This is a genomic window from Streptomyces adustus, assembly GCF_009377175.1.
GTDB lineage: Bacteria > Actinomycetota > Actinomycetes > Streptomycetales > Streptomycetaceae > Streptomyces > Streptomyces adustus.
Genome location: NZ_VJZD01000006.1, coordinates 1 through 21919, shown reverse-complemented (window position 1 = coordinate 21919; position 21919 = coordinate 1). Strand labels below are relative to the sequence as shown.

General features: G+C 70.7%; 20 protein-coding genes and 2 pseudogenes. 11 read left to right on the top strand and 11 right to left on the bottom strand.

All coding sequences use genetic code 11. The annotated features are described in order from the left end of the window. Nucleotides 1–104: 104 nt before the first annotated feature. Together FNH09_RS02800 and FNH09_RS02795 are read right to left on the bottom strand one after the other, a co-directional pair. On the bottom strand, nt 105–3767 hold the full coding sequence (locus FNH09_RS02800) for a family 78 glycoside hydrolase catalytic domain (protein WP_152884735.1): 3663 nt from the start codon (nt 3765–3767) through the stop codon (nt 105–107). A gap of 577 nt (nt 3768–4344) precedes the next feature. Then, nucleotides 4345–5130: a hypothetical protein gene (locus tag FNH09_RS02795; protein WP_152884733.1), complete on the bottom strand. Its 786-nt coding sequence runs from the start codon at nt 5128–5130 to the stop codon at nt 4345–4347. Between FNH09_RS02795 and FNH09_RS02790 the strand changes: the two genes are divergently transcribed. Then, complete coding sequence (locus FNH09_RS02790) at nt 5129–5323, top strand: hypothetical protein (protein ID WP_152884731.1); 195 nt, start codon at nt 5129–5131, stop codon at nt 5321–5323. The two genes, FNH09_RS02795 and FNH09_RS02790, sit on opposite strands and share 2 nt — an antisense overlap. A gap of 203 nt (nt 5324–5526) precedes the next feature. Here FNH09_RS02790 and FNH09_RS02785 read toward each other — a convergent pair. The 3 genes and pseudogenes from FNH09_RS02785 to FNH09_RS02775 form a co-directional block, all read right to left on the bottom strand. After that, nucleotides 5527–6021, bottom strand: a pseudogene (locus FNH09_RS02785) (nucleotide triphosphate diphosphatase NUDT15); the annotation flags it as partial. A gap of 90 nt (nt 6022–6111) precedes the next feature. Further along, complete coding sequence (locus tag FNH09_RS48145; protein ID WP_238426418.1) at nt 6112–7614, bottom strand: methyltransferase; 1503 nt, start codon at nt 7612–7614, stop codon at nt 6112–6114. 156 nt (nt 7615–7770) lie between these two features. Next, nucleotides 7771–8373, bottom strand: a complete 603-nt coding sequence (locus FNH09_RS02775) for a hypothetical protein (RefSeq protein WP_152884729.1) — start codon at nt 8371–8373, stop codon at nt 7771–7773. A 670-nt stretch (nt 8374–9043) separates the two neighbouring features. On the opposite strand from FNH09_RS02775, the gene FNH09_RS48140 reads away from it, so the two are divergent. Both FNH09_RS48140 and FNH09_RS02765 read left to right on the top strand, forming a co-directional pair. Beyond that, nucleotides 9044–9541 (top strand): tetratricopeptide repeat protein, encoded by a 498-nt coding sequence (locus FNH09_RS48140; RefSeq protein ID WP_238426417.1) that lies wholly within the window; start codon nt 9044–9046, stop codon nt 9539–9541. 54 nt (nt 9542–9595) lie between these two features. Beyond that, nucleotides 9596–10129, top strand: a complete 534-nt coding sequence (locus FNH09_RS02765) for a hypothetical protein (RefSeq protein ID WP_238426416.1) — start codon at nt 9596–9598, stop codon at nt 10127–10129. A 78-nt stretch (nt 10130–10207) separates the two neighbouring features. On the opposite strand, the gene FNH09_RS02760 is transcribed toward FNH09_RS02765, so the two are convergent. After that, entirely contained in the window at nt 10208–11824 is a 1617-nt protein-coding gene (locus FNH09_RS02760) for a TROVE domain-containing protein (protein ID WP_152884727.1), read from the bottom strand. 369 nt (nt 11825–12193) lie between these two features. On the opposite strand from FNH09_RS02760, the gene FNH09_RS02755 reads away from it, so the two are divergent. Continuing rightward, nucleotides 12194–12757, top strand: a complete 564-nt coding sequence (locus tag FNH09_RS02755) for a dihydrofolate reductase family protein (protein WP_152884724.1) — start codon at nt 12194–12196, stop codon at nt 12755–12757. Between the two features lie 253 nt (nt 12758–13010). After that, nucleotides 13011–14234: an oxygenase MpaB family protein gene (locus FNH09_RS02750; protein ID WP_152884722.1), complete on the top strand. Its 1224-nt coding sequence runs from the start codon at nt 13011–13013 to the stop codon at nt 14232–14234. Nucleotides 14235–14405: 171 nt separating this feature from the next. Here the strand turns inward: FNH09_RS02750 and FNH09_RS02745 are convergent, their stop codons facing one another. Together FNH09_RS02745 and FNH09_RS02740 are read right to left on the bottom strand one after the other, a co-directional pair. After that, nucleotides 14406–15230, bottom strand: a complete 825-nt coding sequence (locus FNH09_RS02745; RefSeq protein ID WP_152884720.1) for an ABC transporter permease — start codon at nt 15228–15230, stop codon at nt 14406–14408. Beyond that, nucleotides 15227–16147 (bottom strand): ABC transporter ATP-binding protein, encoded by a 921-nt coding sequence (locus FNH09_RS02740; RefSeq protein WP_338017447.1) that lies wholly within the window; start codon nt 16145–16147, stop codon nt 15227–15229. Before FNH09_RS02740 ends, FNH09_RS02745 begins: the two co-directional genes overlap by 4 nt. Before the next feature lie 209 nt (nt 16148–16356). Between FNH09_RS02740 and FNH09_RS02735 the strand changes: the two genes are divergently transcribed. Further along, a complete protein-coding gene (locus FNH09_RS02735; protein WP_152884715.1) occupies nt 16357–17532 on the top strand; it encodes a sensor histidine kinase in 1176 nt (391 codons plus the stop codon). Beyond that, nucleotides 17529–18191, top strand: coding sequence for a response regulator (locus FNH09_RS02730; protein WP_152884713.1), 663 nt, complete (start codon nt 17529–17531; stop codon nt 18189–18191). The genes FNH09_RS02735 and FNH09_RS02730 overlap by 4 nt, the downstream gene beginning before the upstream one ends. Before the next feature lie 40 nt (nt 18192–18231). Here FNH09_RS02730 and FNH09_RS02725 read toward each other — a convergent pair whose 3' ends face one another. Continuing rightward, entirely contained in the window at nt 18232–18459 is a 228-nt protein-coding gene (locus tag FNH09_RS02725; protein ID WP_162468024.1) for a hypothetical protein, read from the bottom strand. 40 nt (nt 18460–18499) lie between these two features. Between FNH09_RS02725 and FNH09_RS02720 the strand changes: the two are divergent. The 4 genes and pseudogenes from FNH09_RS02720 to FNH09_RS49425 all read left to right on the top strand — a co-directional run. Next, a pseudogene (locus FNH09_RS02720) lies at nt 18500–18691 on the top strand (DUF1330 domain-containing protein); the annotation flags it as partial. A gap of 31 nt (nt 18692–18722) precedes the next feature. Further along, entirely contained in the window at nt 18723–19289 is a 567-nt protein-coding gene (locus FNH09_RS02715) for an SEL1-like repeat protein (protein WP_152884707.1), read from the top strand. Nucleotides 19290–19523: 234 nt separating this feature from the next. Continuing rightward, complete coding sequence (locus FNH09_RS02710; RefSeq protein WP_338017446.1) at nt 19524–20591, top strand: DUF3500 domain-containing protein; 1068 nt, start codon at nt 19524–19526, stop codon at nt 20589–20591. 38 nt (nt 20592–20629) lie between these two features. After that, on the top strand, nt 20630–20923 hold the full coding sequence (locus FNH09_RS49425; RefSeq protein WP_152884704.1) for a hypothetical protein: 294 nt from the start codon (nt 20630–20632) through the stop codon (nt 20921–20923). A gap of 24 nt (nt 20924–20947) precedes the next feature. Here the strand turns inward: FNH09_RS49425 and FNH09_RS02700 are convergent, their stop codons facing one another. After that, a complete protein-coding gene (locus FNH09_RS02700; RefSeq protein WP_152884702.1) occupies nt 20948–21454 on the bottom strand; it encodes a GNAT family N-acetyltransferase in 507 nt (168 codons plus the stop codon). Continuing rightward, the gene (locus FNH09_RS02695; RefSeq protein WP_152884699.1) at nt 21451–21873 is read right to left on the bottom strand and encodes an arsenate reductase ArsC; all 423 of its coding nucleotides are present in this window, start codon (nt 21871–21873) and stop codon (nt 21451–21453) included. Before FNH09_RS02695 ends, FNH09_RS02700 begins: the two co-directional genes overlap by 4 nt. Nucleotides 21874–21919 lie beyond the last annotated feature (46 nt).

Sequence of the window (21919 nt, the reverse complement as noted above, 5' to 3'; positions counted from 1 at the left end):
CGCGAGATCGACGCCACGCGACAGCATAGTCACGATGAGTATGTCAACGGCCACTCCAAGTAGCCGTACGGGGGTGGGCCCGGCCCCTGCCGCTCCGCGGGGCGTCAGGCGTTGAACGTGTACGTGCCCGCGGTCGCCGTGTAGACCTGGTACGAGGCTCCGCCGGCGGTGTCGGAGCGCAGGAGCTCGACTCCGCGCGGTGCGTCGACGGACCTGCCCTGGGTCGGCACCCACAGCTCGGCGGTGGTGTTGGTGGGCACCGTCACCTTCAAGGTGATGCGACCGTCGGGACGGCGGGACCAACCGGAGGCGACCTCACCGCGCACCGTGTCGATGGATGCCGCGACGCGGTCCAGGGTCGCGGGGCTCAGGTCCGTGTCGGCGGTGGCGGCCGGGACCCTGCTGTTGACAGGGACCGACGGGATGTAGGGCCGGATCCGCACGGTTTCGTACGCGTCGCTCGTCGGCCGGATGCCGGCCAGGCTCTGGTAGAACCAGGTGGCGACCAGGCTGCGGTAGTGGTGGTTGAGGGAACCGCCGGACCAGCTCTCCCACAGGGAGGTGGCTCCCTGGGCGATCTGGCTGGCGTACGAGGGGGCCGTGGCGACGGTGACCGCCTTGAGGAGGACGTCGGTGTAGCCGTGGTCCGAGAGGATGTTGTACTCGTAGCGCGAGCCGTACATGTCGCTCTGGATGTGGTGGTCGGCGTTGACGATGCGGTCGGCGCAGAACTTGGCGAGGGCCGCCTCGTTCTCGGCGACGGTCCTGGCGCCGGAGAGGTACCGGGGATCGTCGGCGGCCAGGTCGCGGCCGGGGACGAGGTCGAAGGCGACGGCCATCGCGTTCTCGCTGGAGAGGCTGCCCTGGTCGAAGGAATTACTGGTGGCGTTCCAGTAGTTGGTGACGAACGCCTTGCGCAGGGTCCTGGCGAGGTCCTTGTAGTGGGAGGCCCGCTCGGTCCGGCCGAGGAGGGTGCCGATCTCGACCATGTAGTCGCAGAAGTGGACGTAGAAGGCGAGGCTGATGACGGCGTTGCTGCCGGCGCTCTCGGCTCCGGAGTAGGCGCCGAGAGCAGCGGTGAACTTGTAGTTGTTGTCCGCGGTGAAGAGCTTCTCGTAGGTGGCCAGGAGCGCGTCCTGGTGGTCGTAGAGCTCCTCGAACAGAACGCTGTTGCCGTAGTACTTGCGCAGTTCCCACGGGATGACGAAGTACGCCGAGTCCCAGGCGGGAACGGCCTTCCAGGTGAAGTTCCAGCCCGGGGTCCGGTCGTAGCCGTATCCGCCCTTGGCCGCCGGAAGGATCATGGGGAGCTGGCCGGTGGAGATCTGTCCGTCGGGGAAGCTGCGCAGGTATTTGGTGAGGGCCGCGTTGACGTCCCAGGTCAGGCACTGGGACTCGGAGCTGGCCATGGTGTCGCCGGTCCAGCCGTTCTTCTCCCGGGAGGGCGTGTCGGTCGGCTTCTGGACGAGGTTGTTCTGCTCGGCCCACTCGAGGTTGCTCTGGATACGGTTGATGAGCGCGTTGTCGGTGGTGAACGTACCGGTGCGGGCGAAACCGGAGCGGGCGACGTTGACGGTGAACAGCCTTGCGTCGCGCTGGAGGCTCAGGCCGCGGCCGAGCACCGCCTCGACGTTGCGGACCTCGAGGTAGCGGAATCCGAAGTGTCCGAACTGCGGTTCCCAGCGCTGCTCGGCGGCGCTGCTGCAGGTGTAGTAGTTGGTCTGGAGGTTGGCGTCGTGGAAGTTGTTCTCCTCGGCGACCACGTAAGGCGAAGCCGCGGTGCCGCTTCCGGTGACGCTGTTGCCGCCGCGCATGCGGACCGTGTTTCCCTCGGCGGACCGGGGCAGACCGGTGAAGTCGACGGTGACGAAGCCGGTCATGATCTGGCCGAAGTCCACGACCCAGACGCCGGACCCGGGTGAGGTCTCGTTGATCGCCTGCGCCTGAAGGGTCCGGTTCACCAGGACGGGTTCCGCCTCGTGGGCGCGGACGGTGGCTGCCGTGAACCCGGCGGGCACCTTCGTGGCGGGGAGCGGGCCGTGGTACTCCGGGGAGGGGCCGGAGCAGCTTCCGGGAGAGATCATCACGGTGGCGGCCTGCCAGTCGCCGGGGCGGCGGTAGTCGGCCAGGCGCCAGTCGCCGAGTTCCGCGGCCCGCCGGGCGTCGTACTTCTCACCGCTGTAGACCGAGTCGAACAGGGTCGGACCGTCGGCGGTCTGCCAGGCCGGCCCGGTGGTGACCGTCACGGGGGAGCGGTCCTCATAGGTGACGACGAGCTTGGCCCGCAGTCTGGGCGCGCCGACGTAGGGGGCGAGGTTCCAGAACCACTCGCACGGAGTGGTCAGGCCGTACCAGCCGCGTCCGAGTTCGGCGGCCAGCACGTTCTCGTGTCCGGCCCGCAGGCTGTCGGTGACGTCGAACGTGTCGTACAGGACGGTGCGGTCGTAGGTGCTGTGGTCGCTCAGCAGACGGGGGACGTTGCCGCCGTCCGCCGCGGGCTGCTTCCCGTCGGTGGTCAGGAGCCGGCCGTTGACGGTGAAGGTGAAGCAGCCCGCGCCGCTGACGTGGAGGCGCGCCGAGGCGATACGGCCCCTGGGCAGCGACACGGGCTTGCGCAGGAGCGCGGAGGGGTTGGCGATGGGCAGCATCGCGTTCTTGCCGACGAAAGTCAGGCCGCCGGTGGTGCCGATGCCGCTCTCGAACGGGTTGGCGCCCTCCCGGAGGTCGGCCGAGAAGTCGCGCGCTCCGCTTCCCCTGACCTTCACGCTTCGCACGGTGGCCGAGGTGTTCGCACCGAAGCCGATGGTGCCGTGCCGGCGGATCTGGTCGCCCTGAAGGGTGCGGGTGTCGACCTCGACGCCGTTCACGGTGGTGGTCACCGTCAGGCCGGTGACGGAGACGGTCACCGTGTGGTCCTGGGAGTCCCAGGTCGCGGCGGTGAGGCCGGCCGCGTCGGGCAGCGCGACGGTCGCGATGGCCACGCTTCTGGTTCCGACCGCGGTGGGGTTGGTCTCGCTCTGGGGGTCGTAGTGGTTGACGCCCCAGTCGGGCTCTGTGGTCCCGTCGTCGACCCACGTGTTGCCCGCGTAGTGCTTGGTGGTCATGACGAGTTCGAAGGCGGTGCCGGTCCTGCGTATGGTCCAGGACAGAGCCTCGCCCCAGGTCTTGCCGATGGGTTCGGCGCGGAAGAGCAGGATCAGGCCCGTCGCCGGGGCGGACCCGCCGCGGAAGACCACGGTCTCGGTGAAGTCCGTCCAGTCATGGTCCTGTTCGGGGCGGCCGCCGATCCAATGGGCCCCGCTCCAGTCCTTCTCGGTGAACAGTCCGGTCTCCCAGAGCGAGCTCTCGCTCCAGTCGGACGCCTTGCCGTGCTCGTCCCAGGTCCGCACCCGCCAGTGGTAGTCGCTCTGCGACGCCAGCGGCTTGCCCCGGTAGACGACCTCGGTGCTGTTGGAGCTCTTGACCTTTCCGGACGACCACAGATCGCTCCGCCCGGCTCTGGTGCCGACCTGCACTTCGTAGGCCGTCTGAAGTGCCGCGGCCGGCTGCCAGCCGAAGCGTGGCGCCGTCTGCGTACCGAGCGGCGCGGTCATCGAGTTGACCTGGAGCGCACGGGGCTCGGACGAGCCCGGATTCCCGCCGGTGGTGGGCTTGTTCTGGTTGTCGGCCGAGGCGGTTTGCCGGCTCGCCAGGGGCAGCGCCATCCCGGCGGCCAGGGCGCCTCCCACACCGACGACCTGCCTGCGACTGAGAGCACCTTCGGACATGCGCAAGTCTCCTCTTCGGAACGGGACAGGGTGAGGCCGTCACTACGCAGGCGTGCGGATCGACCGGCACGCCGTCGCGCGGCCCGGCTGCGGTGCGCGCCCATCCCTGGCAGGGGTGGGCGCGTTCGGCGTTGATTCGTTTCAGCAAGGCGTCTGCACCGTAGCCTCGGCCGACCGTTCAAACAATGTTTCAATCAGGTTTTATCGGCAGAAAAGAAGGATGTGGATCTCGGCAAGGCGGGAGTACGTGAATTGAATCGTTCAATTTCGGAGGTTGATCGGGCGCTTGACCGGCGCGATTCCCGGGTGGCGCGAGTCCGTGTCGCGCCTGCGCCATGCAGCGGCCCGCTGCCGTGAGCGTCGGGAACGAGGCCCCGTCGGCGTAACCGTCCACTTCCTCGCCGGTAACCGGGGCAGGTCCCCGGTTGAGGCCGTCGGTGATCGGTTGGACAGTGAGAATCATGAATCGGCACCGGCGCCCAGCGCGAAAGGCCCCATGGATCGCGGGCGGCGCGGCGTTGCTGGCCGTGGGCGGCTACGGGATCTGGGCACTGGTGTCGTCCGGCGGCGGAACACCTCACCCGACGCCGTCGCGCTCCGGAATCCTGTCCCTGCCGTCGTTGAGCCCCGTGCCCACCCGGAAGCCCGAGCAGAAGCCCTCCAGCTCACCGGCCCGCACGCCGACCGGCGCGACGACGCCCCGGTCGACGCCGACCAATCGGCAACCGGTCCCGCCAGGCATCCCACCGGCAGCGACCACGACCGGACCGGTCCCGTTGGTCGTGCCGCCGGTGCCGACCGGGGTCAGGCCTGTGCCAACGGTTGTTCCACCGGCAGCGACCAGCACCGGGCCGGTTCTGTTGGCTGTGCCACCGGTGCCGACCGGGACCAGGCCGGTCCCGCCGGTCGTTCCACCGGCAGCGAGCACCACCGCTCCGGTCCCGCTCGTCGTTCCGCCGGCACCGACCAGGACTCCGACCAGGCCGGTCCCGTTCGTCGTTCCACCGGTGCCGACCACCACCGGGCCGGTCCCCCTGGTCGTTCCGCCGGCACCGACCACCACCGGGCCGGTCCCCCTGGCCGTTCCACCGGCGCCGACCGTTGTCCGGCCGACTCCACCGCTGATCACGACCGCCCCGAGTGCCGGGTACACACCGGGCGTGACGCCGTACCGGAGCGCGACGCCCACCACTGTGCCGGTCTCACCTCGGCCGCCGTCGCCGACGACGCGACCGAGCCCGTCCACCGCCGCGCCGACTCCGCCCCGGATGCCTGCTGCCACCCCCACCCGAACGGTCGAACCGACACCCACCTCCGCGCCCACCCGAACGGCCGCGCCGACGGCACCGAAGCCGTCGGCCATGGCCGGAGCGACGACGACCTGGGTCACGTCCTCGGCGGCGATGGCCGCCGCCCGACGGATGGCCGCGGCCGGAGCGGTAGGCGACCCGGTGTGCTCGCTGGCGGCCGTCGGACGGCCCAACCCGTGGCTGGTGCCGCACGGCGGTCGGATCGGGATCGGTCACTACGGCGTCTACTGGTGCCTGATCTGGTAGCTGAGGCCGCCGTGGCACCGGCGATCGCGGGTGTCTCAGGTCAGTGGACTGCGGAACATATGAGTGCCGGGCCGACGGTGGTGCGGGTGCCGTCGGGGAAGCGGATCTGCGCCTCGGTGCCGGGAAGGATCTCCGCGTGCAGGACGAAGGCGCCGTCCTCGCCTTGCTCGATGCCTCGTCGGCTGTCAGGCGAGGTCGTTCGCCTAGAGCGTGGACCGGGGTGCGGGGGAAGCGAAGGGGGTGAAGTGCGCGGGTGCATGGTCGACGGGCAGGCCGGGACGCCAGGCGGTGAGGATCTGAGCGCTGCACACGAACAGGCCGTCGGGCAGCCGGTCCAGGGGATACCACTTCCAGTCGCCGACGCGCTCGTCCGGCTGCGTGGCCGGTTGCCCCTGCCAGGCGTGCACCAGGGCGCCCACGGTGACCCGTACGACACCGTCGACGTGGTCGACCAGCGTCCCCAGGAGGCTGACGTCGTCGGGGCGGGCAACCAGACCGGTCTCCTCGGCGAGTTCACGGACCGCCGTCGCCTCGAAGGACTCCCCGGCCTCGACGGTGCCGCCGGGCAGTTCAAAGGTGCCGCGCCGATGGCGGCCCAGCAGCACGCCATGCTCGCCGAGCAGCACCACACCGACACCGACGGCCGCGTGCGGTACCGGGGGCCGGGTGGTGCGGGGGCGACTGGAAAGGCGTGCGGGCGGCGGATGGGAGTGGGTGAGCCGGACCTGGGTGTCGATGTCGTCGGCGGTCACGGTGTTGCGTCTCCTTCGTGGTCGGTGCGATCCGGTTCAGGTGTGTGTGAAGAGGTAGGCAGGGCCTTCGCCGAGCCGGGCGCGTTCGACGGCGTCGAGACGGGTGAACGCACCCGGCTCCATCAACTGCCGCCATTCTTCGAGGTCGTGGACGGCCCACATGTCGTGCTCCGCAGGATCGAGGCGGATCCGACGGAGCTGGTCGGCGGTGAGGCGCCCTCCGTCGAAGATGAAGCCGACCTTGTTCAGGGGCAGCCGGGACCCGGCGTGCAGGAAGTGCGTCAGGAGCAACCTCGGTGTTTCCAGGCTCAGTTCGAGCCCGGTCTCCTCGACGGTCTCACGCCGGGCGGTCTGGAGCGGGTCTTCCGACTGGGTGTCGAGATTGCCGCCCGGGAACTGCCACTGCCGGGATCCGTACACCGAGCGCAGCTGCACGGGCCGGTCGTGCTCGTCGCGTACGTACAGGCAGCCGTACACCGTGTGGTGGGGCACGGTCTGCACGTACTGCGACGGTGGTACCGGAAAGGAGTGGCCGGGCCGCGCGGGACGGTGGTCGAACTCGAAGGCCAGCGGGCCCAGCGCCTGTCGGTCCGGCGGGTAGATGCCGCGGAGCGCGACGAGCAGTTCCTCACGGGCGGCGTCGGGGTCTACACGTGCGGGTTCCTCCGTGTCGAGGAGATCCTCGAACGAGTCGTACCGGGTGACCCGCCGCACGACGACATCGAGTTCCCGGCCGCTGTCCCGGTCGTGGAAGACGATCGTGTCCCCGGCTGCGACGGCGGCCTTCTCCGGGGTGGCGACGCGTACCTCGACGGTCTTTCGCCCCGACTCGACCTGACCGTAGTAGCGCCCCGACAGATGGAAGTGATGCTGCCGCGGGGTGACGGCCCCGGCGGCCCCGGTGGGCTCGGCACTTCGGGCGCTGGCCGCCCCGCTTGGTACGGCGCCGGCCGGTGAGCTGTCCTGCGGGACCGTGGTCCGGAGCGGGCCGCGCAGGAGCATGAAGGCCAGCCCCTCCGTGTCGTGGCGCTCGGCGGTGGACCAGCGGCTCTGCAATGCCGCGAGTTCGTCCTCGCCGAGTGCGATGCCGCGCCGCCGGGCCGGGGCGTCGGCGGCGAGCGGTGTGATGACCACGAGGGCGCCCCCGGGGCGCAGGCGGTGGCCCAGAGCGTGCAGGGTGCGATCACGGGTGCTGAGGAACGGAGCCACGAATCGCAGGGTGATCAGGTCGTAGCCGTCGGCGTGCAGCGGTCCCCGGTCGTCGCCCTCGATGTCGAGGCGAAGCCAGCGGACCGCCTCTCCGTAGCGCGCGCCGGCTTCGGCGAGGGCGGTCGCGGACCAGTCGACGGCGTCCACGGAGTAGCCGAGGTCGGCCAGGTGAGCCGCGAGCTCACCGATCCCGCAGCCGACGTCTAGGGCCCGTCCCTCGACCGGCGCCGGTGCGTGAGTGGCCAGCAGCATGCGCTCGCTGTCGCCGAGCCGGCGATAGCGGAGACCGTCGGCGTAGCCGCGGTCCCATTCCTCCTGTGTGGTGAACATGTGCGGGCATGTCCCTTCCCGGTGGCGGCGGTCTGCGGACATGTCCTTCCCCGGTTGCGGCGGTCTCAAGAAGGGATTGGGTCGACCGGCGGACGTCGGGGGCCTGAGATCGCGCACGGCTTCGCCGTCCTCCGGACCCGTCGGGTCGAGATCCGGTCAGTGACCGCCGCTCGGGGGCTCACAGTTGCTGCCGTCGGGGTAGCCGCCGAAGGCGTCCGCCTCGATGGAGTCATTGGTCATCGTGCCCTCCACACACCAGGGCGAGACGCCGATGTCGATGAGGAAGCCGACTCCGGTGGACGCCCCGCCCTGGTACACCTGCATCTTCCCGGCGGGGTAGCCGAGCCCGGTGAGTGCGGTGCGGACGCTGCCCGGGGCGAAGTCGCCACGCTCGCGCAGCGGTTCGAGTGCCTCCTTGACGTGTGCGACGGCGGCGAGTCCGTTGCAGCGGTTCTGGCCGTGGAGCGCGATGGGCACCCTGAAGCCGTGGTTCTCGGCGTAGTGGTCGACCGGCAGGTCGGTCGAGGGGGGAGTGGAGGCGAGTGCGGGCTCCGTCGGCCTGGGGCTGGGACTCTCGCCGGGACAGAGGAAGTCGGCCGGTGTGCTGGGCGTGGATATGACGGTCGGCGTTGGACGCGTACTCGGGTTCGCGTCTGCGGCGTCCCCGACCCGCTGCGTTCCGCACCCTGCCGCCGACAGGACCGTCACCGCTAACGTCAGCATTCCGAGCCGGGCTCTCGTCATCCCTTGTGTGATCATCCCCCGATCCTTTCCTGTGACTCGCCCAGCGTCATGAGTACTTCTACTCATGATCGATCGATCGATCGCTTCGTGGCCGTCGGCGCCGCACCGGGCATCGGCGCGTTGTCGGACGGAGGCACTACGGTACGTCACCGTGGACGCCGCTGATCTTGACCATCGGGCCCTCACACAGACGGGCTGCATACCGCCGTGTCTGGTCTCCCGCCTTCTCGAACTCGGCCATGCCCAGGCGGTGGGCCATTGGGCCGGCCAGGGGGGAGTGGTTCTGCGCGCGGGAGTGGGCGCGACTGCTCGGTGAACAGGGCTCACAGGCCGAAGCGCTGGAGACGCTCGCCCCGTACCTGGCCACGGGCTGGTGGACGGCCACCACGACCACGGCGGAACTGCTGGAGAGCTGGGGACGGGCCGACGAGGCGATCGTACTGACCCGCACCCGTATGGAGCTGGGGCATCCGCAGGCCCTGGAGTTCTGCGCGAGATTGCCTGCCCGGCACGGCCGCGGCGACGAGGCGTTCACTCTGCTGCGGCCCCACATCGACGACTGCTCCCTCGCCACGGCCCTGGTCGAGGTGGCGGCGGGCGCCTGCCGCGACGAGGAGGCCGCGGCACTGCTCGCCGGGGGTGCGCCACGCGGCGCCTTGCGGAACTGCTGGAGGAACGCGAGGACGTGGAGGGCGCGATCGCCGTGTACCGACAGTTCGACGACTCGTCCGCCTATCGGGGCAGCGTCACGGTGGATCTCGCGCAGCTGCTGGCTCGGCAGGGTCGTGGGGGCGAGGCGATCGAGGTGATGCGGGCCCTGGCCGGCCGAACGGGCCAGGCCGTCGACTGGATCCTCCACGTGCTCTGCACCCTCTGTGCCGAAGAAGGCCGCCCCGAGGACGGCCTGGCCCACCTCGACACGTTCCTGGAACGCCCTGGCGGCGAGGAGTGGGACCTGTTCTGGATTCGGCTTCCGCTGCCGGCCGCCTGCGACCGTGTCGACGAAGCGCTCGAGCGGGCCAGGGCTCACCCCGAGGGCGGCACGTGGTGCGCGGCGGAGCATATTGCCGCTCTGCTGGCCGGCGCCGGACGGACCGAGGAGGCCGTGGCAGTCCTTCACCAGGTCAAGTCCGCGCCACCACAGCCCTCGACCGTCGCCTGGAGCGAGGAGCCCCCGTTCTGAGATAACCGGCAACTGTAGTTGTCGTGACTGGGGCGCGGCAACTAAAGTTGTCGCATGACGGTCTTTGAACTCACCCCGGAAGAGCAGGCGGAACTCGACAAGGCCCTGTACGGCGCCTTGAATCCACTGGCCTCGGCGATTCGCTCCCGAGAGACCGGGCAGCCCGTGGACCGCATGTGGGAGGCGGATCCCGTCGAAGTGGCACTGTCCGTCCTGGCCGCGTGGAAGGTGATGGATGTCGAGGCCAGGCGCCTGACTGCGCAGGCGGCGGCAACCGCGGGCTCCTACGGCGCAAACTACGAGCAGTTGGGGGCTGTCTGGGGGATCACCCGGCAGGGTGCCCGCAAGAAGTGGCCCGACGCCGTCAGCCGCCCGGCGCCCGCGACAGCGGGCAGGAGCACGCTCGCGCTGTTCGGGGGGACTGCCGAGCTGGTGCAGGCGTCTTCCGGGGGCTGGGAATGGACGGGCAGGGGTGCTGACGGCACATCAAACCCGGTCGCCGACGGGACGTGTTATGCGACCGCGGAGGAAGCGGCAGCCCATGCGGGCGCGTTCCTCAAAGAACACGCCCTCGACGACAGGGCCTAGACCCTCGGACCGGACCCCGCCTGCCGACCACCCCGCGTGCCGCGCCGTGTTTCACCGGCCGCGGGGTGACCGCACGGGTCAGGCCGGCTCAGCGGTCCACGGCCAGATGGCCTCGCGGCCGCCCTCGATCAGGCCGACCATCCGGAACGCGGCGTCCGTGAGGCCGCCGAACGTGTGCCGGTGCCGGCCCGTCGGGCCGTGGGCGGGCCGGTATCCCGCAAGGTTCCAGGTGTAGACCGGGATGCGGCGCGGCACCGGGTCGCCAGGTCCGGCAGGTCTGGGACGTCTGGCGGCGACGTAAGGGGCGGCCTGCTCGTCGGTGACGATCAGGACCCGGTCGTGTTCCCGGTAATGGGTCCGCACCGCCTTCGTGGTGTGGGTGCCGCCAAGACTGTGGAACCGTTTCAGCACGTCGAGTACCGGCTCGCCCGCCTGGAACGGGACCTCCGCGCTCCTCCAGCCGAACTCCACCAGCTCCGCCTGCTCGGCACGCATGGCCAGCGCGGTCCCGAACACGGCCGCCGCGTCCGCCCGGGTCAGCTTGGACCGCTCGGATACCGTGTCCCAGAACATGGAGTCGGACCGGTCCACCAGGATCAGGGTCCGGCCGGGCAGGGACGGCACGTTGGCCAGGGAGTGGGCCAGTGCCTGTTCCAGCGCGGCCGCCCAGCGCTGCGACGGCGCATGCTGGTGGGCGGCCAGGTAGCGGAAGGGGAACTGCCGGGACCGCGCCACCTCGGTGGCGTCCGAGAGCCGGGCGGCGACCTGGGCCGCGACCTCGTCCGAGACCCCCGCCTCGTCGAAGTTCCGCAGGTTACGCAGGAGCGCCATCGGCCCCATCGCCGGGATCACGGACTCCCAGACAGCGGCGTCCAGCGGTCCCTGGAGCCAACCCGCCAGTACCTCCCACGTCATGCCCGCCGCGGTCAGCCGTTCGGAGCCGCCGGGTCCGGTCGCCAAGGCACGTCGCTCGTCCGGAGCCGCCTCCATCAGCGCCCGGTGGGCGGTCAGCAGACGGTCGGAGGTCGGCGGAACCGCCTGCTCCGGATGGTGGCGGCGGTCCAGGGCGTACCGGAAGAGCGCACCCTGCCAGGGCTTGTCCGGGTCGGGGGAGGCGTGCACCAGGTTGAGCACGTCGCCGAAGCGCAGATCCCTGGACGCGGTGTCGTACTTGAGCAGGGACCGGGACGTGTACAGACGGCGTACGCCGTCGGCGACGCCCCGCTTCACCGGCTGCGGCACGTTCCGTCCGTACGTCGAGATCCAGTGGGCGAGCAGTTCGCCGGGCTCGTCGGCACGCCGGAGCACCGAGTCGATCACGGAACGGTTGGACGGGCCCCCGGACTCCCCGGCCTTGAGCCGGGCGTGCACGTACGCGGCGGCGCCCACCAGGGACGCGGTGCGCATGTTGCCCTCGCCGCGCAGCCAGCGCAGCAGTCCGGCCGTCCACTCGGGGTCCTGGAGGGCGAGTTCACCGACGAGACGGACGTACCGGTCGTCCCGCTCCGCGCCGCCCTCGTAGAACGTCTGCTGGGAGACGAAGTTGCCGACGGCGAGGAGGAAGAGTTCCTCATGGGGCTCCCGGACGAAGGCCTGGCCTCCCTCGTAGGTGCGGAGGTGCGGTGTGCCCTGGTGCTCGACCCGTGGTGGGGTCAGGGAGCGGGCGGCCGCCGAGATGTGCGGGGTCACGAGCATCTCGGACCAGATCTTGGAGACGCGTGGGGCGTAACGAGGCAGCGAATCCCCCCGGATTCAACGGATTGGACGGCCCCGGCCAATAGGCTCGACGGGCGAAGGCGCCCGCGCCTGCCGAGATCAGAGGTGGCGGCGGCGTCACTTGGTTTTCGAAAGGAAGTAGCCGCAGCCGAGCGCATCGGAGGCGCGGTCGCGATGACAAACGTACAAGCGCCACCGGATCGCGCACCAGCGATTTATGCGGGCCGGTGATCCTTTCCGGCGCTCGGACGTCAGACGGGTGGTCGACCCGGGTGTGCCGCGAGCCGCGATGAGTCCCGCGGTGTCCGGCGGTCTTACGGTCGAATCCGCAACCGAGGAGGTTTTCTGATGCGCAGTGTGACCTATTCGATGAGCGTCTCGCTCGACGGCTACATCGTCGGGCCGGACGGTGGCTTCAACTGGTCGGAGCCCGACGACGAGGTCTTCCGCTTCTGGATCGACGACATTCGTGACGTCGGCGTGCACCTGCTGGGACGACGACTGTACGAGGCGATGCTGTACTGGGAGACCGCCGAGCAGGATCAGTCGCTGGACGAAGCCCAGCTCGAGTGGACCGCGCTCTGGAAGCCGCTCCCGAAGGTGGTGTTCTCGACCACGCTGTCGGAGGTGCAGGGCACTGCCCGCCTGGCCTCCGGCAGCGTGGCGGAGGAGATCGAGCGGTTGCGGGCCGAGCCGGGGGAGGGTGAGATCGCGATCGGCGGCGCTACTCTCGCCGCAGAGGCGGCCGCGGCGGGTCTGATCGACGAGTACCGGACCGTGGTGTACCCGGTGCTGGTCGGCGGTGGCATTCCGTTCTTTCCCCGGGACGAGCGCCGGGTGGACCTCGACCTCGTCGAGACCCGCACCTTCGGTTCGAAGTTCGTCTACGTCCGGTATCGCGTGGCGCGCTGAAGGCCCCGTCCCGTGACTGCCGGGACGCCCGAGTCCACAAGTGCCTCCCTGATTCGGTGAAGACTCTGGCGCTCCAGCGCAGCTTGTGCTCCCCTGATGATACGAGGATCCTCGATCTGTTTCATCGTATCAAGTAGCCGTGGGGCCCAAGGGTTGCATGGCGCGCGCAGGCCGGCGGAGCCCCGGGGCTCAAGCTCTGCGGCTACGGAGCCCCGGGACTCAAGCCACCGAACTCTAGGAGGAGTTCAGCGCAATGGACGCGATCAGCAGGCGCAAGATGTTGATGTCGGGAGGGGCCCTGGGGGCCCTCGGGGCGTTGAGCCTGGCCACGCCCGCCAACGCCCGGTCCCTGTGGACGTGGGCGCCGGACACGTCGGTGGCCGGCTCCGGATCGGGGGTCGACCCGCAGTGGGTGTGGGACGAGGAGGCCGACCCGGTGCTCGCGGCCGTGCTCGACCGCGGCAACGTGGCGGCGATCAACGAGCGGTTGGCCACCTGGACCCGCAACGACCAGGCGCCGCCCGCCGGACTCCCGTCGGACTTAAGGGAGTTCATGGACTACGCCCGCCAACTGCCGTCCTGGGCGGACCCGGTCAAACTCGACCGCGCCTCCCGGATCAACTCGAAGAAGGGAATCTACATCGGAGCGCTCTACGGTCTCGGCAGCGGCCTGATGAGCACCGCCATTCCCCGGGAGGCCCGCGCCGTCTACTACTCCAAGGGCGGCGCCGACATGAAGGACCGCATCGCCAAGACGGCGAAACTCGGCTACGACATCGGGGCCACGGACGCCTATCTGCCGCAGGGTTCGATGATCGTGACCGCGGTGAAGACGCGGATGGTGCACGCGGCGGTACGCCATCTGCTGCCGCAGTCCCCGGCCTGGACCCAGACCAGCGGCGGCCAGACGATACCGATCAGCCAGGCCGACATCCTGGTCACCTGGCACAGTCTCGCCACGTTTGTCATGCGCAAGATGAAAGAGTGGGGTGTCCGGGTCAGTGCCGACGACGCGGAGGCGTATCTGCACGTGTGGCAGGTCAGCGCCCATATGCTCGGGGTGCGTGACGAGTACGTCCCGGCCTCCTGGGACGCGGCCAACGCCCAGTCCCGGCAGATCCTCGACCCGGTGCTGGCCGCCAGCCCCGAGGGCAAGGCGCTGACCGAGGTCCTCCTGGGCATCGTGGCGCAACTCGACCTCGGTCTGACCCGGCCCCTGATCAGCGCGTTCTCCAGGTACACGCTCGGCGACCGGATCGGCAACATGATCGGCCTCTCCCAGGAACCCATCCTGGAACCCCTGATCGCGACCGCCTGGCCGCTCCTGGTGGCCTTCCGCGAGGGACTGATCCCCCTTCCCGCGATCCCGGCGATCGCCTGGACGCTGGAGGAGGCCCTGCGCCAGTTCGTGCTGCTCTTCCTCAACGAGGCGCAGCCGATCGCCATCACGATTCCGGACATGAACCGCCCCTCCTGAACGATCCCTCCCGAACCGCGCAGACACCGCGACACCCCGGCGCCGTACCCGTGCCGGGCCCCGTCCGCTGCCAGGGGCGGCCGTCCACCCCATCGCCCACCGCCCCTGGCAGCACTCCCCGACCCGACCTGCGGCGGCAACGAGCAGCGAGAACCCGGCCTGGAGGCACGCTCAGACGTCGCGGCGCCGCACGACGAACACGGCGAGTGCGACCGCGACCAGCGGCCAGAGCACGTACACGATCCAGGAGCCGGAGACCGTGGCGGTGTAGCCCAGGGACTCGGGGTCCGGTTCCCAGGTTTGGACCAGACGATTCCAGGCGGCCGACACCATCGTGTGTTTGACGTCCGCCGACCAGCGGTGGCTCTCCGAGAACATGGTGGGCAGCATCAGCAGGGCGAACACGATGGTGACCATGGTCGCGGCGGCGTGCCGGAGCAGAACGCCGAGGCCCAGACCGACCAGGGCGCAGACCGGAGCCAGCGACGCGGATGCTGCCAGCGCGCGGAACACCCCGGGGTGGGTGATCGGTACGGCGGCATGACGCCCGGCCAGGATGGCCTGGGAGACCAGGAGGGAACCGGTGGCGGTGGCCGTGCCGATCGCGGTCCACAGCATGCCGGTGACGACCGCCTTGGCCAGTACGACCGAGCCGCGGGCCGGGACGGCCACGGTGGTGGTGCGGATCAGGCCGCTGCTGTACTCGCTCACGACGGTGAGGGCGCCCATGCTGCCGGCGACGAGCATCAGGCTCCAGCAGCCGGCCGCCGGGTAGGCGTCGAAGGGCCGGAAATCAGCGGTGCCCGAGCCCGCGGCCTCGTCCGTGAGCGTGGACACCGCGGCGGACCCGAGGACGAACAGCAGGGTGAGCGCGATCGTCCACGGGGTGGAGCGCAGGGACCGCGTCTTGATCCACTCGGCGGCGAGCAGGTCGCCGAAGCGGGCGGGCGGTCCGGCGACGGGGGTGGCCGGGGAGAGGGAGACGAGTGTGGTCATCGGGGGTGTCCTGCCGGGTATTCGACGCTGTCGGCGGTCAGTTCCATGAAGGCGGCCTCCAGCGAGGCGGTACGGGTGGTCAGTTCGTCCAGCCGGATGCCGTTGTCGAAGGCCAGCGCCCCGATCCGGACGGCCGGGAGCCCGGTCACGGCGAGCTTCTCGGCTCCCGCCGAGCCCTCCGGCTCGACCGAGGCGCCCGCCGCGGTCAGTACGGCCGTCAGCTCGGCGGCCCGGGGTGTCCCCACCACGACGCTGCTTCGGGTGCCGCGCGCCGCGAAGTCCCGTAGCGGCTCGGCGGCGATGAGGCGGCCCCGGCCGATGACGACCAGCTGGTCGGCGGTGTTCTCCATCTCCGACATCAGGTGGCTGGAGAGGAAGACCGTGCGTCCCTCGGCGGCCAGGCGCCGGAAGAGCCGACGTACCCACAGGACGCCCTCCGGGTCCATCCCGTTGACCGGCTCGTCGAACATGAGCACGGGCGGGTCGCCGAGCAGGGCGGCGGCGATCCCCAGCCGCTGCTTCATGCCGAGCGAGAATCCGCCGATGCGGCGCTTCGCCGCTTCGGCCAGCCCCACCTCCTGGAGCACCTCGTCCACCCGGCGCCGCGGGATGCCGTTGCCGCGGGCCAGAGCGGACAGGTGGGCCGCGGCGGTGCGGCCGCCGTGGACCTGTCCGGCGTCGAGGAGGGCACCGACGTACCGCAGTCCGCGCGGGTGGCGGTGGAAAGGAACGCCGGCCACGGTGGCGGTGCCGGTGGTGGGCGCGTCCAGGCCCAGGATCATCCGCAGGGTGGTGGACTTGCCGGCTCCGTTGGGGCCGAGGAACCCGGTGACCTGGCCCGGCCGGACGGTGAAGGACAGATGGTCGACGGCCGTCTTGCCGCCGTAGCGCTTGGTGAGTTCGCTGACTTCGATCACGGCATCCACACTGCCGACAGGAGTCCCGTCCGGGCATGGGGCCGTGGTCGGCAATCGTGCGCCCGTACCCACCCGTGGTCGTACGTCCCCGGGCCAATGCCACGCGGGTGCCGGCCCGGCTAGTCTCGCGGCGTGAACCCCACGACAACTGCTCCTCCGCCCGCGCGCGTTGCGCTCCGCGGCCCTGCTCCCGGGAGGGCACACCGCCGATGACGAGGACCAAGGCCATGGCCTGGGCGGGGGGTGCCTCCTACTTCCTCGTGGTGGGCCTGCTGGTGGGGGCCGCGCCGCGGGCGTCGGGCACGGCCCACGGGGTCGGGGCGCTGCTGGCCGTGACCCTGCTCGCCGACGTGGTGCGGCGGATGCCGTTGCTTGCCCTGTCCCTGGCTCTCCTCGGTTCCACTGCCGTGGTGGTGGGCCCGCCGAGCTCGGGCCAGGAGAGCCTGGCGACGTCGTACCAGGGCCAGTTCCTGTCGTATCTGGCGGTGGACCTCGTGCTGGGTCTTGTCGTCGCCACCTGCCTACGGCGCGCTTCGATCGCGGCCGTGTCCGTGTCATTCGCCGTGCAACTCCTGGTGATCGGCGCCTTTTCGCACGGGGACGCGCTGGCCGTCAACGAGGTGATCTCCGTCCTGGCGCTCGCCGCGTCCTGCCTGGCCGGCCTGCTGATTCGCGAGCGCCGCGAGCACGCGGTGGAGCTGCGGGCACAGGAGGTGGCCGAGGCGGTGATCGCCGAACGGCTGCGGATCGCAAGAGAGTTGCACGACATGGTCGCGCACAGCATCGGCATCGTCGCCATCCAGGCCGGGGTGGGCAGCCGGGTCATCCAGACGCAGCCCGCACAGGCGCGCGAGGCCCTTCACGCCATCGAGGCCACCAGCAGAGAGGTCCTGTCGGGGCTGCGGCGCACCCTGGTGTCGCTCCGTCAGGCCGACCGCGAAACGACCACGACGGAGCAGCCGTCACTCGCGCCGTCGCCGGGGCTGGCGGACGTCGAGCGGCTGGCGGCGGCGACCGCGGGTGCGGGAGTACACGTCGACGTGCACCGCACCGGGGAGCGGCGCCCGGTGCCGGCCGACATCGATCTGTCCGCCTACCGCATCGTGCAGGAAGCGCTGACCAACGTGGTCCGCCACGCGGGCACCGGGCGTTGCCGGGTGGCCATCGACTACGGGGACGAGGAACTGTCCGTGGAGATCGTCGACGACGGGCACGGCGCCGCCGACCACGGCCCGGCGCACGGCTTCGGCATCATCGGGATGCGCGAGCGGGCCGGCCTGCTGGGCGGCCACCTCAGCGCCGGACCGCGTCCCGAGGGCGGCTTCCGGGTGGCGACCCGGCTGCCGCTGCCCGCACCCGTCCCGGTCGCGGTGGAAACCCGATGACCGTCCGGGTCGTGCTCGCCGACGACCAGCCCCTGGTGCGGTCCGGTCTGCGCGTGCTCATGGCCGATCACAGCGACCTGGAGGTCGTCGGGGAGGCCGCCACCGGCGCCGAAGCCGTTCGTCTGGTCGGCGACCTCGACCCCGACGTAGTGGTCATGGACATCCGGATGCCTGGCATGGACGGGATCGAGGCCACCCGCCTGATCACGTCCGGTCCGGCGGCCACCCGCGTGCTCGTCCTGACCACCTTCGACGAGGACGAACACGTCTACGGCGCGCTGCGGGCCGGCGCGAGCGGCTTCGTGGTCAAGGACATGGCGCTGGACGACATCCTCGCGGCGATCCGTGTGGTCGCCGCCGGCGACGCACTGATCGCGCCGGGTGTGACGCGTCGTCTGCTCGCGGACTTCGCCGGGCGCCCGGCGCCGGTCCCGGTGCACTCCCCAGGGCCGGTCGAGGGCATCACCGAGCGGGAACGGGAAGTACTGACCCTGGTCGGTCGCGGCCGGTCGAACGCCGAGATCGCCGAGGACCTGTACATCACGGTGGCCACCGCCAAGTCGCACGTCTCCCGCCTGCTCACCAAACTGGGCGCCAGGGACCGGGTCCAACTCGTCATCACCGCCTACGAGACGGGGCTCGTCACCCTGCCTCGCTGATGCCGTCCGCGCGGTGCGCGGGAGGCTGTCGACGGTGGCGTCAGTCGGTCGGCGCCGGGGCACCCTCGGACCCGTCCTCGGCCGGACTGCGGCCGGCGACCCGGCGGCGGGCGAACCGGATCGCGAGGGCCGTCAGCAGGGCGGCGACGGCGAGCAGACCCAACGGGACACCGGCGCTCAGCCACCACCACACTCGCTGCGCGGTCGCGGCGTCGTCAGCCTGCTTGTGCACCGAGGCGTCGCCGCCCTTGACGGCGACGTCGGTCACGGGGAACAGCGTGACCGGGCCGCCCGCGCCCTCCGTCCGGGCGAGCACCGTGATCGCTTTTCCCGGGATCGCCGAGGCGCGGGCCTGGTGGGACTCTCCCGCGTACCAGGAGATCGCACCACTGCGCTCACGGCACATCGAGGGCGACATCATCCTGGTCGAGGGCGTCCCCGAGAACTACGACCCGGCTACGACCGCCAAGGCGATGCGGGAGTGCCTGCCGGCCGAGTGACCCGGGGCCCGGGCCCGATTGCCTCTCGTCCGTGGCCTCGACCGTGATCCGCCGTGGTGCCGGCGAGACGTCGTCGGGGCCGGACACGGCGACCATCCACCGGATCGGCGCGGGCGCGGAGTCGGGTGAGGTCCATGCCGCTTACCACCTCGGGGTGCTCCACTGGGAGCGGGACGACCACGAAGCCGCTCTCGGGTGGTGGACCCGGGCCGCCGGGGCCGGCCACCCGGACGCCGTGTTCCGCCTGTGCGAAGTGCACCTGAACGTACGCGGGGACCTCGCGGAGTGCCTGCGCTGGGCGTCCGTCGCGCTGGAGCTCAAGGGGGTGCAGCCCGGCCGGTTGGAGGCTCTTGCCGCGGGGATGCGCCGGATTGCGGAGCAACTATGCGATCCCGAGGGTGCGTTCGAGCCTGACCCCGCGGCTGCCGCGGAAGCCTGCTTCGTGGCGGCCAAGGCGTACCGGCGCCTCACCGCCCACGACGGTGCCTACCGTCCGGCATGGGAGGACAGCGCCCGGCGCCTGGCGGTCCTGGCCGAGTCGTCCGGCTCGTCGCGGGCGCGGGCACTGGCTGCGCGGGTAAAGGCCGACGCCCGCTGACGGAATCCGGCCAGAGTTTCCCACTGCAAACAATTGACAGGTCACTCCCAGCGTTTGGCGATGCAATCCACAGCGTCGGCTGGTCGACTGCACCCCGCTCCGTCATTGTCTGGTGCATGACAATGGTGTCCGGAGGTGACGGAGGAGGAAGTCCCCCACAATCCTACTTCCGAAGGGACTGGCACGGTGTCAGAAGACATCACCCGGCGCGGGTCATTGGGCAGGTGGAGGCGAGTGAGCGTGGCCTGCGCCGCAGGAACCGCCTTCGCCCTCGGCGGGGTCTACGCGCACGCCGAAGCCGCGAGCGCCCCGACCGAGTCCGTGTCCGGCGCGTCGGCCGCCACGGCCGTCTCGACCGCATCCGTCTCCGACGTGGTCACCGCGGCGAACACGTTCCTGGCCACGCTGAGCACGACCCAGAAGAGCAAGGTGCTCCTCGGATTCACAGAGGCCAACGCCACGGCCTGGTCGAACCTGCCCTGCGGTTCGTCCTGTCGGGTCGGCATCCAGTTCAGCACGCTCAGCACCACACAACTGGCCGCAGCCAAGGCGGTCGTCAAGGCGGCCACCGGCACGGGCAGCGGCACCGGCTACGACCAGGTCTCGCAGATCCTCGCGGCCGACGACGTCCTCGGCAAGAGCGCGAGCGGCTACGGCAGCGGCAACTACTACCTGGCCTTCCTGGGCACGCCCAGCGCCACCGGCACCTGGCAGCTGCACTTCGGCGGCCACCACCTCGCCGTCAACCTCACCTACGCCGACGGTCAGGTCGAAGGCGCCACCCCGTACTTCGTCGGCGTGGAGCCGTCCAGCTGGACCGGGAGCGACGGCGCCACGTACGCGCCGCTGAAAGGCATGCGGGACGGCATGCTCGCCATGCTGGGCAGCCTCAGCACCACCCAGTTGGCCCAGGCCAAGCTGTCCCAGTCGTTCAGCGACGTGCTGCTCGGCCCGGCGAAGGACGGCGCCTTCCCGACCACCAAGCAGGGCCTTCAGGTCAGCCAACTGACCTCCGCCCAGCAGCAGTTGGTACTCGCGGCGCTGACGCCCTGGGTGCAGGTGGCGGACGACACGACCGCCGCCTCGCTGCTGGCGACGTACCAGTCGGAACTCGACGCGACCTACATCGCGTATTCCGGCAGCTCCGCCCTGAGCAGCCAGGGCGACTACGTCCGCATCGACGGGCCCGGCGTCTGGGTCGAGTTCGTCTGTCAGAACGGCGTGATCTACCGCAGCCAGGTGCATTACCACACCGTGTATCGCGACCACATCCGCGACTACGGCGGAGAGTTCTCGTTCTGATCGACCGCCCACCGCTCCCGCCGTCATCGGCAGTGCCCATGACGGTCGGGGTCGCGGCGGCGGTACTGGCGGCGCCGCCCGCCGCCCGCCGCCGCACTCCGGTTGTCCGCGGCTCGCTCGACGGCCTCAAGGGCGGCGACGGCGACGACGACATCTCTGGCGACGACGGCAACGACGTCGCCTTCGGAGGCGACGGCAACGACAGGATCCTCGGCGGCCGCGACGGCGTCTTCGGCGGCAGCGGCAGCGGCAACGACCAACTCGACGGCAACACCGGCAACGACGACCTCTTCGGCGGCGAGGCCGACGACAGCCTCGGAAAGGTCGGGTGAGGCGTCGAGGCCGGCCTGCGACGCCTATGCGACAACAGGGCTGCGACGCTCGATCAGTACGACGTCGCGCCACACCCCGTGGTGCCTGCCGATGCGTTCGCGCGTGCCGATGACGCGGAAGCCGGCCCTCCGGTGGAGGGCCAGGCTGCCAGTGTTCTCGGGGAAGACGCCGGACTGAATGGTCCAGACGCCCGCTGCCTCGGTCGACGCGATCAGCGCGCTCAGCAGCGCCGAGCCGACGCCGCGGCCGCGGGCGTCGGGGTGGACGTACACCGAGTGCTCGACCACCCCGACGTAGACGCACCGGTCCGACACCGTCACCGCGGCGACCCAGCCGAGCACCCGGCCGGAGTCGTCGACGGCGACGTGCCGGTGGTCGGGCAGCTTGGTGGCGTCGAAGTGCTCCCAGGTGGGCGCGGCCGTTTCGAAGGTGGCGTCGCCCTCGTCGATGCCCAGTCGGTAGATCGTCAGGACCTCGTCCGCGTGCTCGCGGCCCATGGCGGTGACGCGTACGACGGACGGTGCGCTCATGCTCGGCCCACCGGGGCGATCTCGTCGATCAGGCCGCGGATGCGCTTTTCGATCTCGTCGCGGATGGGCCGTACGGCGGCGACGCCCTGCCCGGCCGGGTCCGCGAGCTGCCAGTCGAGGTAGCGCTTGCCGGGGAAGACCGGGCAGGTGTCGCCGCAGCCCATCGTGATGACGACGTCCGAGGCGTGCACGGCTTCGACCGTGAGCACCTTCGGCACCTCGGCGGAGACGTCGATGCCGACCTCGGCCATGGCCTCGACGACGGCAGGGTTGACCGTCGTGGCGGGGGCGGACCCGGCGGAGCGCACCTGGACGCGTTCGCCCGCGAGGTGGGTGAGGAACGCGGCGGCCATCTGGGAGCGCCCGGCGTTGTGCACGCAGACGAAGAGGACGGACGGCTGTTCGGCAGGAGTGTTCATGGCGGGTGCGCTTTCTGGCGGCGGGCCGGTCAGGGGAGTGCGGGGG